Genomic DNA, 12780 nt, shown 5'->3' with positions numbered 1-12780 from the left:
TGTTATTTTACAGCAGATAAATGGCGACGTCCCATGGACAAAGCCAGGATGCTAACGAGAACGACGAGTGCACCCACATAAAATGGAACTGTTGCGCTGTACACTTCCGCCAGCTTCCCGGCGAGCCATGGAGCGATAGCACCGCCTACAAAGCGGACAAAGCTGTAGGCAGAGGAAGCAACCGCGCGTTCGACAGGAGCCACATCCATGACAACAGTCGTCAAAATCGTATTAATGATCCCCAAAATGGCGCCAGCTACCGCAATGGCGACGACCAGACCTGTTTGGGATGAAACGGAAAAACCCATGTATGCCAAATCGACTGCAAGCAAGAGTAGCATGACATACAAGGTCCGAACCGAACCAAATCGGTCTGTCAGCTTCGGTGCGACAATCACGGATGTAATGGCAAGCAGGACGCCCCAGAAAAAGAAGACGAGTCCTAAGCTGTGCTCATCCATGTGTAGTACGAATGGAGAGTAGGCAAGCAAGGTAAAGAAACCAAAGTTATAAAGCAGGGCAGTCACAGCCATCGTAAAGAGCCCAGGATAGCGCAGCGCACGGAATGGATCGAGCAGAGACGTGCGTTTTTTTGGTTTAGGTATATCATTTAATAAAACAAAAACAGCAAGAAAGGCAATCGCCATCAGCACGGAAACCCCAAAGAACGGACCGCGCCAGCTAATTCCCCCGAGCAAGCCTCCCAAAAGCGGACCTACAGACATCCCAAGTCCAATAGCCGCTTCGTATAAAACAATCGCTGACGCGGTACCGCCGCTTGCGACACTCACGATCACTGCCAGTGCGGTCGAGATAAAGAAAGCATTCCCGATCCCCCAGCCGGCACGAAACCAAACGATTCCATTAATCGAATTTGCCATACCACCCAAAAAAGCAAACAGAATAATAGCAAGAAGGCCAAAAAGCATGGTTCTTTTTGGACCGATGCGACTGGACAGCCAACCAGTAATAAGCATCGTCACGCCAGTCATCAGCATGTAGCTGGTGAACAGCAGCGATACCTGACTAGGTGTGGCATCCAGCTTGGCAGCAATCGCTGGCAAGATCGGGTCTACCAGCCCAATTCCCATAAAGGCCACGACACAGGCAAAGGCAACCGCATACGCCGACTTCGGTTGCTTCAAAATAGTACGTAATGAATGTGAATCCGCAGACATTTAGTTGTTCCCTCCCTGATGTTTTGCTTCCAATTCATTTTTCTTGGTGACGATTCGATCGAGCTTTTCATCGTAGCTTTTCAAAAGCTCTGCCATCCGAGACATTTTGTTTTGCAGAAAAGTGCGTTGGGTCGCGAGCGTTTCCTCCAACGTTTGTAACATCTCGATTCGCTTGAGCAGTTCCACGCCATCAAGCTCCCGGTCTTTGTAGTGCAGATTGTAATAATCGCGTTGTTCATCGTAAAAACGACTGAGCTCCATCATTTCTTTAATCTCTGCTAACGAAGCTCCCAGCAAATCTCTGATGTCCTTTACATGCAAAATCTGCTCGACATCGGCGTCTGTATACATCCGGTAGCCACTGTCCGTTCTGCCAGAGGGAGAAACGAGTCCAAGCTCTTCGTAATAACGTAGCGCGCGCTTGGTCATGTTCGTTTTTTTTGCGACTTCCTCGATCCGATACATGCTGTACCTCCTTTCCTTTTGTTAGTTCATCACGAATCGTTTTGATTACAACTATAACCTTAACGTAAACGTTATGGTTTTTCAATGGGGATTTTTTCTTAACGTATAAGAATTTATAAGCACGACGCTTATGAATTCTGGAGCGCATGGAAACTTTCCGCTAAAACGCGGTCGCTCCTCCTTGAGAAAGCCTCGATAGAGGTTTTCTTATAGGGTTTGATCTATTTAGTCTGCCCGGGAAGAGGTTCTTTTGCTCCCCGACAGTTTGATAATGGAACGGGGTGCCATTTCCCGCCATTTTGCGAGATAATGGAAAGGTCTGTATACGCCATTTCTCATAGAAAAGAGGTCGAATACGTATGAAGTACTATCGATTAGGAAGTAGCGGATTAAAGGTCTCCGCTTTGGGCTTGGGTACCAACTCCTTTGGTGGACGTGCTGACGAACAAACATCTACCGGGATTATTCACACAGCCATAGAGAACGGCATTACGTTTATTGATACGGCGAATATTTACACCAATACGGAATCAGAGCGCATCATCGGGCAAGCGTTGGAAGGAAAGCGGCATGAGGTCGTGCTCGCGACGAAGGCTGGTTTGGTAAAGGGAGAGGGACCGAATCAAAAAGGCTCATCCCGCTATCATCTGATACAGGAGCTGGAGAACAGTCTGAAGCGACTGCGGACAGACTATGTAGACTTGTATCAAATCCACACCTTTGACCCAGAAACGCCTTTGGAAGAAACTCTGCGCGCGCTGGATGATATGGTTCACTCCGGCAAGGTACGCTACATCGGGGCTTCCAACTACGCGGCTTGGGAATTGATGAAAGCGATCGGTATCAGTGCGCGTGAAGGGCTCAATCGCTATGTGTCCACACAGGTCAGCTACTCGCTGGCAGACCGCACGCCAGAGCGTGAGCTGGTACCACTTTGCCTCGATCAGGGGGTAGGCATTATTCCGTACTTCCCGCTCGCAGGTGGTATTTTGACGGGCAAGTACACATCTACCGAGCAGGCACCTGAAGGCTCCAGAGCGGACAAGGAACCTCGCTTTGTCAAAATGCTCAGCCCCGATAAGCTGGAGCTGAGCGAGCAGGTAGGCAAGCTGGCTGGCGAGCTGGGGGTAACGTCTAGCGTGCTCTCGCTTGCATGGCTGATGCACAAGCCGGCTGTTTCCTCCGTTATTGTAGGGGCGACCAGCGCCAAGCAGCTAACCGACAATGTGCAAAGCGCCACGCTGGAGTTGGATGAGTCAAGCTTCGCAGCGTTGGAGAATATCAGCGACAAGTATCGGAATGGAGAGCCGTTTGCCGTCTATCGATTGTCGTAATTGTTATCCCTCCAGTCACCTGAAAAAAGCAGAAAAACCCAGCCTTCTTGAACGAGGCTGGGTTCCTTTTTTTATTCTGCTGCCATGCTGCTTTCTTTCAAGATAACGTCGTGTGCGCCACCTTCTACCAGGCTCGTAGCAGAAACGACAGTAATGCGAGCTTTTTGTTGCAGCTCGGAAATAGAAAGAGAGCCGATGTTGCACATGGTGGATTTGATTTTATTCAGGGTACGATCCATATTTTCGCGCAGGCTTCCTGCGTATGGTACATACGAGTCAACACCCTCCTCGAACACGAGGCCGCTTTTTCCACCGGTGTCATAACGCTGCCAGTTGCGCGCGCGATTGGAGCCTTCACCCCAATATTCTTTTACAAAGTTGTTTCCGATTTTTACCTTTTTGGTTGGACTCTCGTCGAAGCGGGCGAAGTAGCGACCCAGCATGACGAAATCTGCACCCATAGCCAAAGCGAGAGTAACGTGGTAGTCGTGCACGATACCGCCATCGGAGCAAAGCGGGATGTAGATGCCTGTTTCCTTGAAGTATTCGTCACGCGCTTCGGCTACCTCGATCAGAGAAGAAGCTTGTCCGCGTCCGATCCCTTTTTGTTCGCGGGTAATGCAGATAGAACCGCCACCGATCCCTACTTTTACGAAGTCTGCGCCCGACTCAACGAGATAGCGGAAGCCTTCCTTGTCGACTACGTTTCCGGCACCGATCGGTACATTAAAGTTTTCTTTTACATACTGAACGGTTTCACGCTGCCATTCGCTGAAGCCGTCGGAGGAGTCAATCACCAGGATATCTACCCCTGCTTCTACCAAAGCAGGTACCCGTTCCTTGTAGTCCTTGGTATTGATACCAGCGCCAACGATGTAGCTCTTGTTTGCATCCAAGAGGGACAGCGGATTGTTTTTGCGAGAGTCGTAGTCCTTGCGGAAAACGAGGAAGTCCAGATTTTGCTTTTCATCGACGATTGGGAGACAATTGAGCTTATGTTCCCAAATCAGGTCGTTTGCTTCAGAGAGGGTAATACCCGATTTTCCATAGATCAGGGAGGAGAAAGGTGTCATGATCTCACTAACAGGCTTGTCCAGGGAATCGCGGCTGATACGGTAGTCGCGGCCTGTGACGATCCCGAGCAGTTTTCCTTTGGCGGAACCATCTTCTGTAATCGCTACGGTAGAGTGACCGGTCTGCTCTTTCAAATCGAGGATATCTTTGAGCGTATGGCCAGGGGTCAGATTGGAACGGCTGACTACGAAGCCTGCTTTGTATCCTTTCGCTTTGCGTACCATTGTGGCCTGACTTTCAACCGATTGGGAGCCAAAAATAAAGGAAATACCGCCACATCTAGCCAATGCTACCGCCATATGATGGTCGGATACTGCTTGCATGACTGCGGATGAGAACGGTATGTTTAAAGAAAGCGCTGGCTTTTCACCCTTCTTAAACTTCGTGAGCGGGGTGGATAAGTCCACATTATTCGGTGTACATTCTTTTGTGGTCAGGTTTGGAAGCAGCAAAAACTCATTGAACGTCCGGGATGGTTCTGTGTAATAGAAAGCCACAATTTTCTCCTCCTGTGAGATTTTTATTAGAGAAATTTTTATCATGTTAACCGCCAAGGGCAGGAACGTCAATAGGGAAATGAAAGATGAGGTGTTTTCTTTGCGAAGTTTGCGAACAAGTCATGAACACATGAAATGGAGAGAACGGATTTCTTTGGAAGTATCTTACATGCTCTCATGTAATTTGTTACGACCTGACAGATGTTTGTGTGTAACAGACAGTGTGAATGGAGAAGCAGTCGCCATTGGTACCTATCAGAAGGGTATGCCTTTTCATGCTTTTTCTGTTCATCTGTTTGGTGGTGCAGGTACATATTCAATGGAATACATGCTGGCTATCTTTCGAGAAGAGCTGGGTGACAAGCTGCCTGGCGGGTCAACCGGTGTGCTGGCAGTAAATGAAGACATCCTCGATCGCCTGATGATCCCGAATATTCTCTCACACAAAACGATGCTGCTCATGAAGCTGACTAAGCCAGATCTCCTCGCACCGGCAGGGGCTTCTCGTTTACTGGAGCTTAGTGAAGCGAAAATTGCCGAGGAAATGGCGGAGCAGCTTGGGATGATTGCATTTCGCGCAGAAGAGGTAGTGGAGATGCCGCATCTGGCGCTTTTTTCAGAGACGGGAGCACCGACGGCGATTGGCGGGTTTCATATGTACACGGAAGAGTTCGTCGAGCTCGGAAACATCGGGACGTCAATACAGCATCGGAAAAAGGGCCTCGGTACGCAAATCACCTCTGATGTGAGCCGGTTGGGGTTGCAAAAATCGCCTCATGTATATTTAGTCGTCTTTGCCGATAATCCGGCTGCTATCCACCTGTATGAAAAGCTCGGCTACAAAACGGTAGCTCGATATGCTTTTGTGGAGTTTTCGCTGTAAGAAAAAAGAGTGCCCTCTGTTCCTAAAGGTTTAGGAGTGAGGCACTCTTGGTACTGCTTGCGTCTAGAGACTGTTGGGGCTTGGGACACTCTATCCCTTGAACTCCACAGGAATCGTCATAGTAAAGCAAGGGCCGTCTGGATCGTTGCGGGCGACGATCGTTCCTTTATGTGCTTCGAACACTGCACGCGCGATGGCAAGTCCCAGTCCATGCTTTCCCGATTTTCCTTTGCGGAAGCGCTGAAACAGATGGGGCAGAAGTGCTTCTTCGATCGGCGGACCGTCATTGGCGATGCTCACTACCATGTTTCGTCCTACCTGTCTTCCTGTAATGGAAAGACGGCTTTTCGCGTAGCGTAGCTGGTTTTCCATAATGTTGACAAACGCGGTACTCAACTGCTCGCCGTCCCCTTCCAAAATCATGGTTGGGGGCAAATTCAGCTCCCATTCAACATGCGGGTTCAGTACGGAGAGACGTTGCTTCAATAACTGCATCATTTCCGACAGATCTACCCGCCCCATTTGCATCATTTGGGAAACGGATTCGATCTTGGTCAAATAGAGAAGCTGCCCGACGACCTTTTCCAGGCGCTTGCTCTCTTCCATGATAATGGACAACCCTTTTTCCGCCTGAGGACCCTGAAACACTCCTTCAATCAATCCCTGGGTATAGCCCTGGATCGCCATGATCGGTGTTTTCAGCTCATGCGAAATGTTTTGCACAAAATGTCGCTGGGATTCATCGTATTCCTTCAACTGATTTTTCATCGTATCGAACGATCTGGCCAACTGACCGATCTCGTCGCCACGGTCCATGGTCAGGGGGATGTCGAATTGACGACGTGCAATTTTTTTGCACAGCTCGTCCAGACTGCGCAGCGGCTTGCTCAAATAACCGCTGAACCAGATTGCCAAAAGCCAGCTCGCTAAGAGAAGCAAGCTGAAGATGTAGAGGAACTGTCGGGTCAAAATAGAGTTGATCTGATTGAGCTCCTGCTCCTTGGAGAACAGCACCATATAGTATGGAAAGCCGTGGTAGTCCATTTTCTTACTGACAAACAAGTAGTTCACATTCTCACGTTCCAACGAGCCGTGCTGGAGCTGCTCTGAGGGGTGTGAGGCGGCTTTTACATAGAGCTCTCGAATGTCCGGAGGAGGAATCCGTTCGGCGCTCCGGCTGCCTAGTTCTCGTCCGTTCTCTGCGTACACGATCATGTCAAACGAGTACTCATAGCGAGAGAGCAGCAGCTGTAAAAAGTACGGTGCCGTTGCCGGAACAGTAAGCAGCTCGTTATGCTCATTAAAGGAAATATGCTCGGATAATGTGTAGAACTCTTCCTCCAAAAGTGAATACGTGTTCGAGACCAGATACTGCTTCACCGCCAACGGATAGCCGATCCCGAGCCCAACGCCCAGTACCATGGTCAAAATCATGAACAAAATAAGAATTTGCCGGGAGAGCGGCAGGTTTTTCAAGCGAAATTTGCTCATATCCGAGTCATCCGATAGCCGAAGCCGTAGACGGTTTCCAGCGGGAATTTCGCCATTTTCTTGCGGATGCGCTTCACGAGATCATCGACAGCACGGTCCGAGCCGATGTAGTCTTCGCCCCAAATGGAGGTCAGGATTTGCTCACGATTGAGAGCCAGACCCTGATTGTGCAGCAGGTAGACGATCAGCTCGAATTCCTTGGTCGTCAAATCGATCAGCTCGTCTCCTTCTTTTACTTGTCTACCTTTTTCTGAGATCATATAAGGGCCTACGCTTACCCAATCCTGGAAGGTTTGTGCAGGTGCGGCCGCTACTCCAGGCTTTTCGTACGTGCGTTGCAGCAATTTTTTGGCGCGGATGACCAATTCCCGCGGGAGAAAGGGCTTTGCCAAATAATCGTCACTGCCCAGCTCCAAGCCGATGATTTTATCTACATCCTGATCGCGAGCCGAAATAAAGATGATCGGCACATTGGATTTTTCTCGTATCAGACGCAGCAGCTCATAGCCGTCGATGTCTGGCATCATGATGTCCAGTATCCACAGATGAGGCTGGTTTTGTTCATCTAATAGTGACAACACATCAATGCCGCTGGAAAATGCTTTTACTTGCAGCCCTGCGCTTTGCAAGTACGATTGCAGTAATTCCAAAAGGTTGGTTTCATCGTCCACCAGATAGACGAGGTAGGGGGTATTCATGTTTAGAACCCTCGCTTTGCATCTGTTTTTCTACATTGTAGCATAGGCAAAAAAGGGATGTGTGGCACGGACGTAAGAGAATCGTGGAAAAGATGTGAAAGCAGGAATCCCTTTTACCCTAGCGAAAAAGAAGTATGGGAAAAAAGCCAACAAGTACCAAATTCGTAGGCGAGAGAAACATAGAAAGGAGCGATTCTATGAAACGATTCGTCAAATCTTCTCTCATGTTCTTATCCATGCTGCTTTTGGTTACAGCATGTAGCACCCAACCGGTTGAAACCCAGCCGACTCCCACTCCGGAGCCACCTGCTCCACCTGTGGAAACACCTGAGCCAAATCAACCAATCCAGTATCCGTATCGGGCTCCTTTGACTGGTCTTGGCAGCCAGGAAAATTTGGATAACAAACGCCCGATTATGGTTATGATCAACAACGCACCACCAGCGCGACCACAGACTGGCTTGAACCAAGCTGATATGATTTATGAAGTGATGGCAGAAGGGGAAATGACCCGTTTTCTCACCATCTTTCAAAGCCAAAGGCCGGAGGTAATCGGACCTGTACGCAGTATCCGACCTTATTTTATCCAATTAGGTCTCGGCTTTGATGCCGTGCTTGTTCATGCAGGCGGCAGTCCGGAGGCATTGGCGACTTTGGCTCGCTCGGATTACAATTTAAACGAATTGTCGAATGGTCGTTATTTCTGGCGGGAAAGCTTCCGCAAAATGCCGCACAACCTGTACACAAAGCTAGAGCTATTAGAGCAGGCAATGAAGGATAAAGGAATGCGCACGACGGCAGAGGTTCCACATTTTAGTTTCTTGCCTGAGGATGCAGTTATTCAGCAAGGGGAGCCTGCAACACAGGTGGATATTACCTTCCACTCCTTGAACAAGGCAGCATTTACGTACGATGCCGAGCAGAAGAAATACATGCGCTTTACGGCAGGCAAGCCACATGTGGATCTGAGTGATAACAAGCAGCTCGGAACTACGAATCTGCTTGTCATTTCAGCCAAGCATCGCGTACTGGACAAAGAAGGACGCATGCAGGTAGATGTTGTTGGTCCAGGTGACGGTTACATTTTCCAACAGGGAAAGGTACGAAAAATCAGATGGAAGCGCAGCAATGGCGTTATCCGCGCGTATGAAGACGAAACCTTGACCAAGGAAGTGCAATGGCTGCCAGGAAATACTTGGATAGAAGTCCTGCCCACCACCCCTGGATTGTCTCAATCTCTGAAGTTCCAATAGGGAATAGGGCTTGCAGATGAAGGCGGTTTCTTCTAAGATAATTAGTAGGGCTTTAACGCTTAAAAATTTCACAGTGGGAAACCGGAGACGGATTAGATAACGGGGTGACGAATATGCAACTTGAAAAGTTGAAGGGTAAAGGGATTGAACAGTTGTTTGAAGCGGTTTTATCCTTGGAAACAATAGAAGAATGCTATCAATTTTTTGACGATCTTTGCACCGTAAATGAAATGCAATCACTGGCACAACGTCTGGAGGTGGCACGGATGCTCCGCAAGGGCTTCACGTACAACCAGATCGAAGCAGAAACAGGTGCGAGTACAGCGACTATTTCTCGTGTCAAACGCTGCCTGAATTACGGTAACGATGGATACCAAATGGCGCTGGAGCGGATCGGTAAATAGGTAGGAGGCAGGCAACGTTGATTGACTATCGTGGCTGGCGCCATGTGTTTAAGCTGGACCCGGACAAAGCCATTGATGAAGACGCGCTGGAAGCGATTTGCGAATCGGGCACAGACGGCATCATCGTTGGCGGTACATATGGCGTGACATACGACAATACACTGGATTTGATGTCCCGTATCAGACGCTATGCTGTCCCAGCCTTACTGGAAATATCCTCGCTTGATGCAGTGGTGCCAGGGTTTGATTCATATTTGATCCCGCTTGTACTCAACGCGGGTGATCCGGACTGGATGTTTGCCCCGCATGTATCCGGACTGAAAACGTATGGAGCCTATATTCACTGGGACGACATCATCACAGAGGGCTACCTGATCGCAAATCCTGAAGCGAGTGTAGCCGAGCTGACCCGTGCACGGCCTATCGCCGATGCACAAGAAGCCAAGGCGTACGCGCAGGTTGCGACCAAGATTTGCCGATTGCCGATCGTCTACCTGGAATATAGCGGAACCTATGGCGATCCCGCTGTCGTTCGGGCTTGCAAAGCAGGAGCCGACGAAGCACACCTCTTTTACGGAGGCGGGATCAGAACCCCAGAGCAAGCAGGCGAGATGGCAGCCATCGCAGATACAATCGTTGTCGGCAATGTCATCTATGATGACCTGGAGGCAGCACTGGCAACAGTGGCAGCTGTAAAAGGCAAAGCAGAATAACGATGCAGATTTGCAAGAGAGACCTTTTTAGGGTCTCTTTTTTTCATTTTACTAGGTTTTTGGTAATTACCGAAAAAAAGGCAGCGGAACAGAGTAAAAGCTGGTCAGGAAAAAGGATAAATAAGCAAAGCTCTTTGGGTTCCAGCCGAGGCGGAACGAAAAAAGAGAAACACGCCTTTAAGCGTCCACCTCTGAATAACTTCCTGAACAATCGACTTTGGACGCGGTTTCTCTTTTTTCATGGAGCCGTGCAGAGATTACCCCATTGCAGGAACCCAAGAAGCTGGCGCTTATTTATCCTTTTTCCTCCACTTTACAAGTGACGATGCACAAACAAGCCCTGATGGGAATGGATGATATGTACAATAATGATATATGATGATTGGACATGTTGTATGGTCAATAATTTCCAATTATTTCATATCATATAATTTATAGAATTATCTAAATTATCAGAAGTGCAAGGGGGAAAACGTGTGAGTCTATTTAAAAAGAAAGCGATTATCTTCTCCGCGTTGTTGGCAACTCTGTCTCTTTCTGCATGTAACTCGCAGACTGTCGAACAAAAAAATACGACAGGCTCAGACGCAGCAGCTGGTGGGACCAAAATTTTGATTGCTACCCAAAGTCCGCTTTCCGGTTCTCAGTCTGCCATTGGTGATTCTATCAAAACAGGCGCAGAATATGCTCTGAATTTGCAAAAAGAGGAATTCAAGCAGCTCGGATTCGACTTGCAGCTTACCCCTCAGGATGACCAAGCTGACCCCAAAATCGGTGTATCCAATGCCGAGATGCTTGCAGCCAATCCTGATGTACTCGGAGTAGTTGGCCATTTTAATACTGGAGTGGCCATTCCGTCATCCGTGAAGTACGAGTCAGCCAAGCTTGTCATGGTTTCTCCCGCGAACAGCGGCGTGAAGCTGACAGAAGAAGGCAAAAAGACGGTACACCGCATCTGTGCACGTGATGACGCACAAGGTCCAAAAGGTGCAAAATATGCGAAGGAAAAGCTCGGTGTCAAAACGGTATTCCTAATCCATGATAAAACAGCGTACGGACAAGGTCTGGTGGATGAAGTAAAGGCACAGTTTGAAAAAGATGGCGTACAGGTTCTGGGCTATGAAGGCGTTACTCAGGGCGAAAAGGACTACAACTTTGTAGTCAACACAGTTATTTCCAAAAACCCAGACATGCTCTACTTTGGCGGTATTTATCCAGAGGCAGGCATCATCGTGAAGCAGGCTAGAGAGAAAGGCTTCAAGGGCTTGTTCATGGGTGGTGACGGAATTGACTCCTCCGATTTGATAAAAATCGCGGGTCCTGCCGCGGAGGGCATCTACTTTACTTCCCTCGCAGGTGATGTTAAGCAAACAGATGACGGCAAAAAATGGGCAGAGGAATACCAAAAGGCGATGGGCAAAAAAGCAGAGACGTATTCTGTATACGCATTTGACTCTATGAACATCATCCTAAACGGAGTCAAGGAAGCAATCAAGGCGAATGGCGGCAAAAAGCCTACTCGCGAGCAAGTTCTTGACCTTGTTCACCAAACGAAGGATTTCAATGGAAAGTTCGTTAACGTTACGTTTGATGACAAAGGTGACAACGTGTTTGCAGACGTATTCGTTTATCAGTACACGACAGACTCTACGAAATTCTTGGGCAAAATTGAATAGTGTGCAGTGGAGAGGAGCTGGTGTCGGACTGACACCAGCTTTTTTCTTGAACAAAGCCCGATGCTCGGGAAGGCAGGACCAATAGGGGATGCAGCGTGAAATTTGTTTTTCTTAAGACCGGGTTACAATTTTGTAAGTAAAATATACAAATTTGCGCAACTCAGAGATCATTAAATGCGTTTATATGATAGCAGATAAAATCCAAATAATAGAAAATGAGGGAGTTCGATGAAACCGATCACTCGGGGAAAATGGCGGCTTGCAGCTGGCATCTGCTATTTTCGCTTGAAAAGGTACGGAGAGTGGTTGTGGGGACCCAAGAGTTTTGCTAGTGAGAGAGTGCAACAGCTACTTCCTCATGTCCATTTTGGTCATCAGACCATCCTTTTACGCAAATTAAAAGATGTGGAGATGTGGATGCAGCATAACAAGGTGACCAATCTGCGAATCGCGACCCGGCAATTAAATGGTCTTGTGATTCGTCCTGGTGAAACGATGTCATACTGGAAGCTGATCGGCAAGCCGACGCGGAGTAAAGGATATGTAGAGGGAATGCTGCTTTCGCATGGGCGTGTCACTTCAGCTGTTGGTGGAGGCTTATGTCAGTTATCCAATCTGCTGTACTGGATGACCCTGCATATACCACTTACAGTAACAGAGCGGCATCGCCACAGCTACGACGTATTCCCTGATGCGAATCGCACTCAGCCGTTTGGAAGCGGAGCCACCTGCTTTTACAATTATCTGGATCTACAAATTACCAACCAGACAAAGCAAAGCTTTCAATTGCATCTATACATAACAGATACGTATTTGGCGGGAGAGTGGCGTTCGGACATGCCACGGACACGAACCTATGAAATAATAGAGAAAGATCATGAGATAGCCCCTTCGATTTGGGGAGGCTATGAGCGGACCAATCAGCTGTACCGCAACGTGTTTGCACTGGACGGAGAATGGCTTTATGACGAATGGATCACGCAAAATCGCGCTATGATGATGTATGAGCCGCTATTGCCAAAAGGATGATCTTTCCTAATTCGTTTACGAACTGGAACTAGGCAGCGATCTGTGCGAAAATAAGAACATATGCGCTCGTTTAGGGAACGTGGAA

12 protein-coding genes are annotated in these 12780 nt (G+C 48.4%); 7 read left to right on the top strand and 5 right to left on the bottom strand.

Features of this window, described 5'->3' with window-relative positions:
- Nucleotides 1-2: 2 nt before the first annotated feature.
- Together SB752_RS26145 and SB752_RS26140 are read right to left on the bottom strand one after the other, a co-directional pair.
- Nucleotides 3-1178 (bottom strand): MFS transporter, encoded by a 1176-nt coding sequence (locus tag SB752_RS26145; RefSeq protein ID WP_410718406.1) that lies wholly within the window; start codon nt 1176-1178, stop codon nt 3-5.
- Nucleotides 1179-1643 carry a MerR family transcriptional regulator gene (locus tag SB752_RS26140; protein WP_410718405.1) on the bottom strand — a complete coding sequence of 155 codons (465 nt, stop codon included), beginning with the start codon at nt 1641-1643 and terminating at the stop codon, nt 1179-1181. It lies immediately after the preceding gene.
- 359 nt (nt 1644-2002) lie between these two features.
- On the opposite strand from SB752_RS26140, the gene SB752_RS26135 reads away from it, so the two are divergent.
- Nucleotides 2003-2977 carry an aldo/keto reductase gene (locus SB752_RS26135; protein ID WP_410718404.1) on the top strand — a complete coding sequence of 325 codons (975 nt, stop codon included), beginning with the start codon at nt 2003-2005 and terminating at the stop codon, nt 2975-2977.
- A gap of 71 nt (nt 2978-3048) precedes the next feature.
- Here the strand turns inward: SB752_RS26135 and SB752_RS26130 are convergent, their stop codons facing one another.
- Nucleotides 3049-4548 carry an IMP dehydrogenase gene (locus SB752_RS26130; RefSeq protein ID WP_410718403.1) on the bottom strand — a complete coding sequence of 500 codons (1500 nt, stop codon included), beginning with the start codon at nt 4546-4548 and terminating at the stop codon, nt 3049-3051.
- A 169-nt stretch (nt 4549-4717) separates the two neighbouring features.
- Here SB752_RS26130 and SB752_RS26125 point away from each other — a divergent pair, with 169 nt between their 5' ends.
- The gene (locus SB752_RS26125; RefSeq protein WP_410718402.1) at nt 4718-5431 is read left to right on the top strand and encodes a GNAT family N-acetyltransferase; all 714 of its coding nucleotides are present in this window, start codon (nt 4718-4720) and stop codon (nt 5429-5431) included.
- Between the two features lie 90 nt (nt 5432-5521).
- On the opposite strand, the gene SB752_RS26120 is transcribed toward SB752_RS26125, so the two are convergent.
- The gene (locus SB752_RS26120; protein WP_410718401.1) at nt 5522-6922 is read right to left on the bottom strand and encodes an ATP-binding protein; all 1401 of its coding nucleotides are present in this window, start codon (nt 6920-6922) and stop codon (nt 5522-5524) included.
- A complete protein-coding gene (locus SB752_RS26115; RefSeq protein WP_049736585.1) occupies nt 6919-7620 on the bottom strand; it encodes a response regulator transcription factor in 702 nt (233 codons plus the stop codon). The genes SB752_RS26120 and SB752_RS26115 overlap by 4 nt, the downstream gene beginning before the upstream one ends.
- 197 nt (nt 7621-7817) lie before the next feature.
- On the opposite strand from SB752_RS26115, the gene SB752_RS26110 reads away from it, so the two are divergent.
- The 5 genes from SB752_RS26110 to SB752_RS26090 all read left to right on the top strand — a co-directional run bounded on the left by SB752_RS26110 (nt 7818) and on the right by SB752_RS26090 (nt 12695).
- Complete coding sequence (locus SB752_RS26110) at nt 7818-8873, top strand: DUF3048 domain-containing protein (RefSeq protein ID WP_410718400.1); 1056 nt, start codon at nt 7818-7820, stop codon at nt 8871-8873.
- Between the two features lie 113 nt (nt 8874-8986).
- A complete protein-coding gene (locus SB752_RS26105) occupies nt 8987-9277 on the top strand; it encodes a YerC/YecD family TrpR-related protein (RefSeq protein WP_023556537.1) in 291 nt (96 codons plus the stop codon).
- Nucleotides 9278-9294: 17 nt separating this feature from the next.
- Nucleotides 9295-9990: a heptaprenylglyceryl phosphate synthase gene (pcrB, locus tag SB752_RS26100; RefSeq protein WP_410718399.1), complete on the top strand. Its 696-nt coding sequence runs from the start codon at nt 9295-9297 to the stop codon at nt 9988-9990.
- Nucleotides 9991-10466: 476 nt separating this feature from the next.
- A complete protein-coding gene (locus SB752_RS26095; protein ID WP_410718398.1) occupies nt 10467-11666 on the top strand; it encodes a branched-chain amino acid ABC transporter substrate-binding protein in 1200 nt (399 codons plus the stop codon).
- A gap of 228 nt (nt 11667-11894) precedes the next feature.
- On the top strand, nt 11895-12695 hold the full coding sequence (locus SB752_RS26090) for a VanW family protein (protein WP_410718397.1): 801 nt from the start codon (nt 11895-11897) through the stop codon (nt 12693-12695).
- Nucleotides 12696-12780 lie beyond the last annotated feature (85 nt).

Source organism: Brevibacillus sp. SIMBA_040 (assembly GCF_046535075.1).
Classification (GTDB): domain Bacteria; phylum Bacillota; class Bacilli; order Brevibacillales; family Brevibacillaceae; genus Brevibacillus.
This window is presented reverse-complemented; position numbering and strand designations above follow the sequence as displayed.

What these genes read in the sequence shown, in the direction of transcription:
- SB752_RS26145 (WP_410718406.1), bottom strand. Translation starts at nt 1,178, where the DNA reads ATGTCTGCGGATTCACATTCATTACGTACTATTTTGAAGCAACCGAAG.
- SB752_RS26135 (WP_410718404.1), top strand. Translation starts at nt 2,003, where the DNA reads ATGAAGTACTATCGATTAGGAAGTAGCGGATTAAAGGTCTCCGCTTTG.
- SB752_RS26115 (WP_049736585.1), bottom strand. Translation starts at nt 7,620, where the DNA reads ATGAATACCCCCTACCTCGTCTATCTGGTGGACGATGAAACCAACCTT.
- SB752_RS26120 (WP_410718401.1), bottom strand. Translation starts at nt 6,922, where the DNA reads ATGAGCAAATTTCGCTTGAAAAACCTGCCGCTCTCCCGGCAAATTCTT.
- SB752_RS26140 (WP_410718405.1), bottom strand. Translation starts at nt 1,643, where the DNA reads ATGTATCGGATCGAGGAAGTCGCAAAAAAAACGAACATGACCAAGCGC.
- SB752_RS26125 (WP_410718402.1), top strand. Translation starts at nt 4,718, where the DNA reads ATGCTCTCATGTAATTTGTTACGACCTGACAGATGTTTGTGTGTAACA.
- SB752_RS26090 (WP_410718397.1), top strand. Translation starts at nt 11,895, where the DNA reads ATGAAACCGATCACTCGGGGAAAATGGCGGCTTGCAGCTGGCATCTGC.
- SB752_RS26110 (WP_410718400.1), top strand. Translation starts at nt 7,818, where the DNA reads ATGAAACGATTCGTCAAATCTTCTCTCATGTTCTTATCCATGCTGCTT.
- SB752_RS26105 (WP_023556537.1), top strand. Translation starts at nt 8,987, where the DNA reads ATGCAACTTGAAAAGTTGAAGGGTAAAGGGATTGAACAGTTGTTTGAA.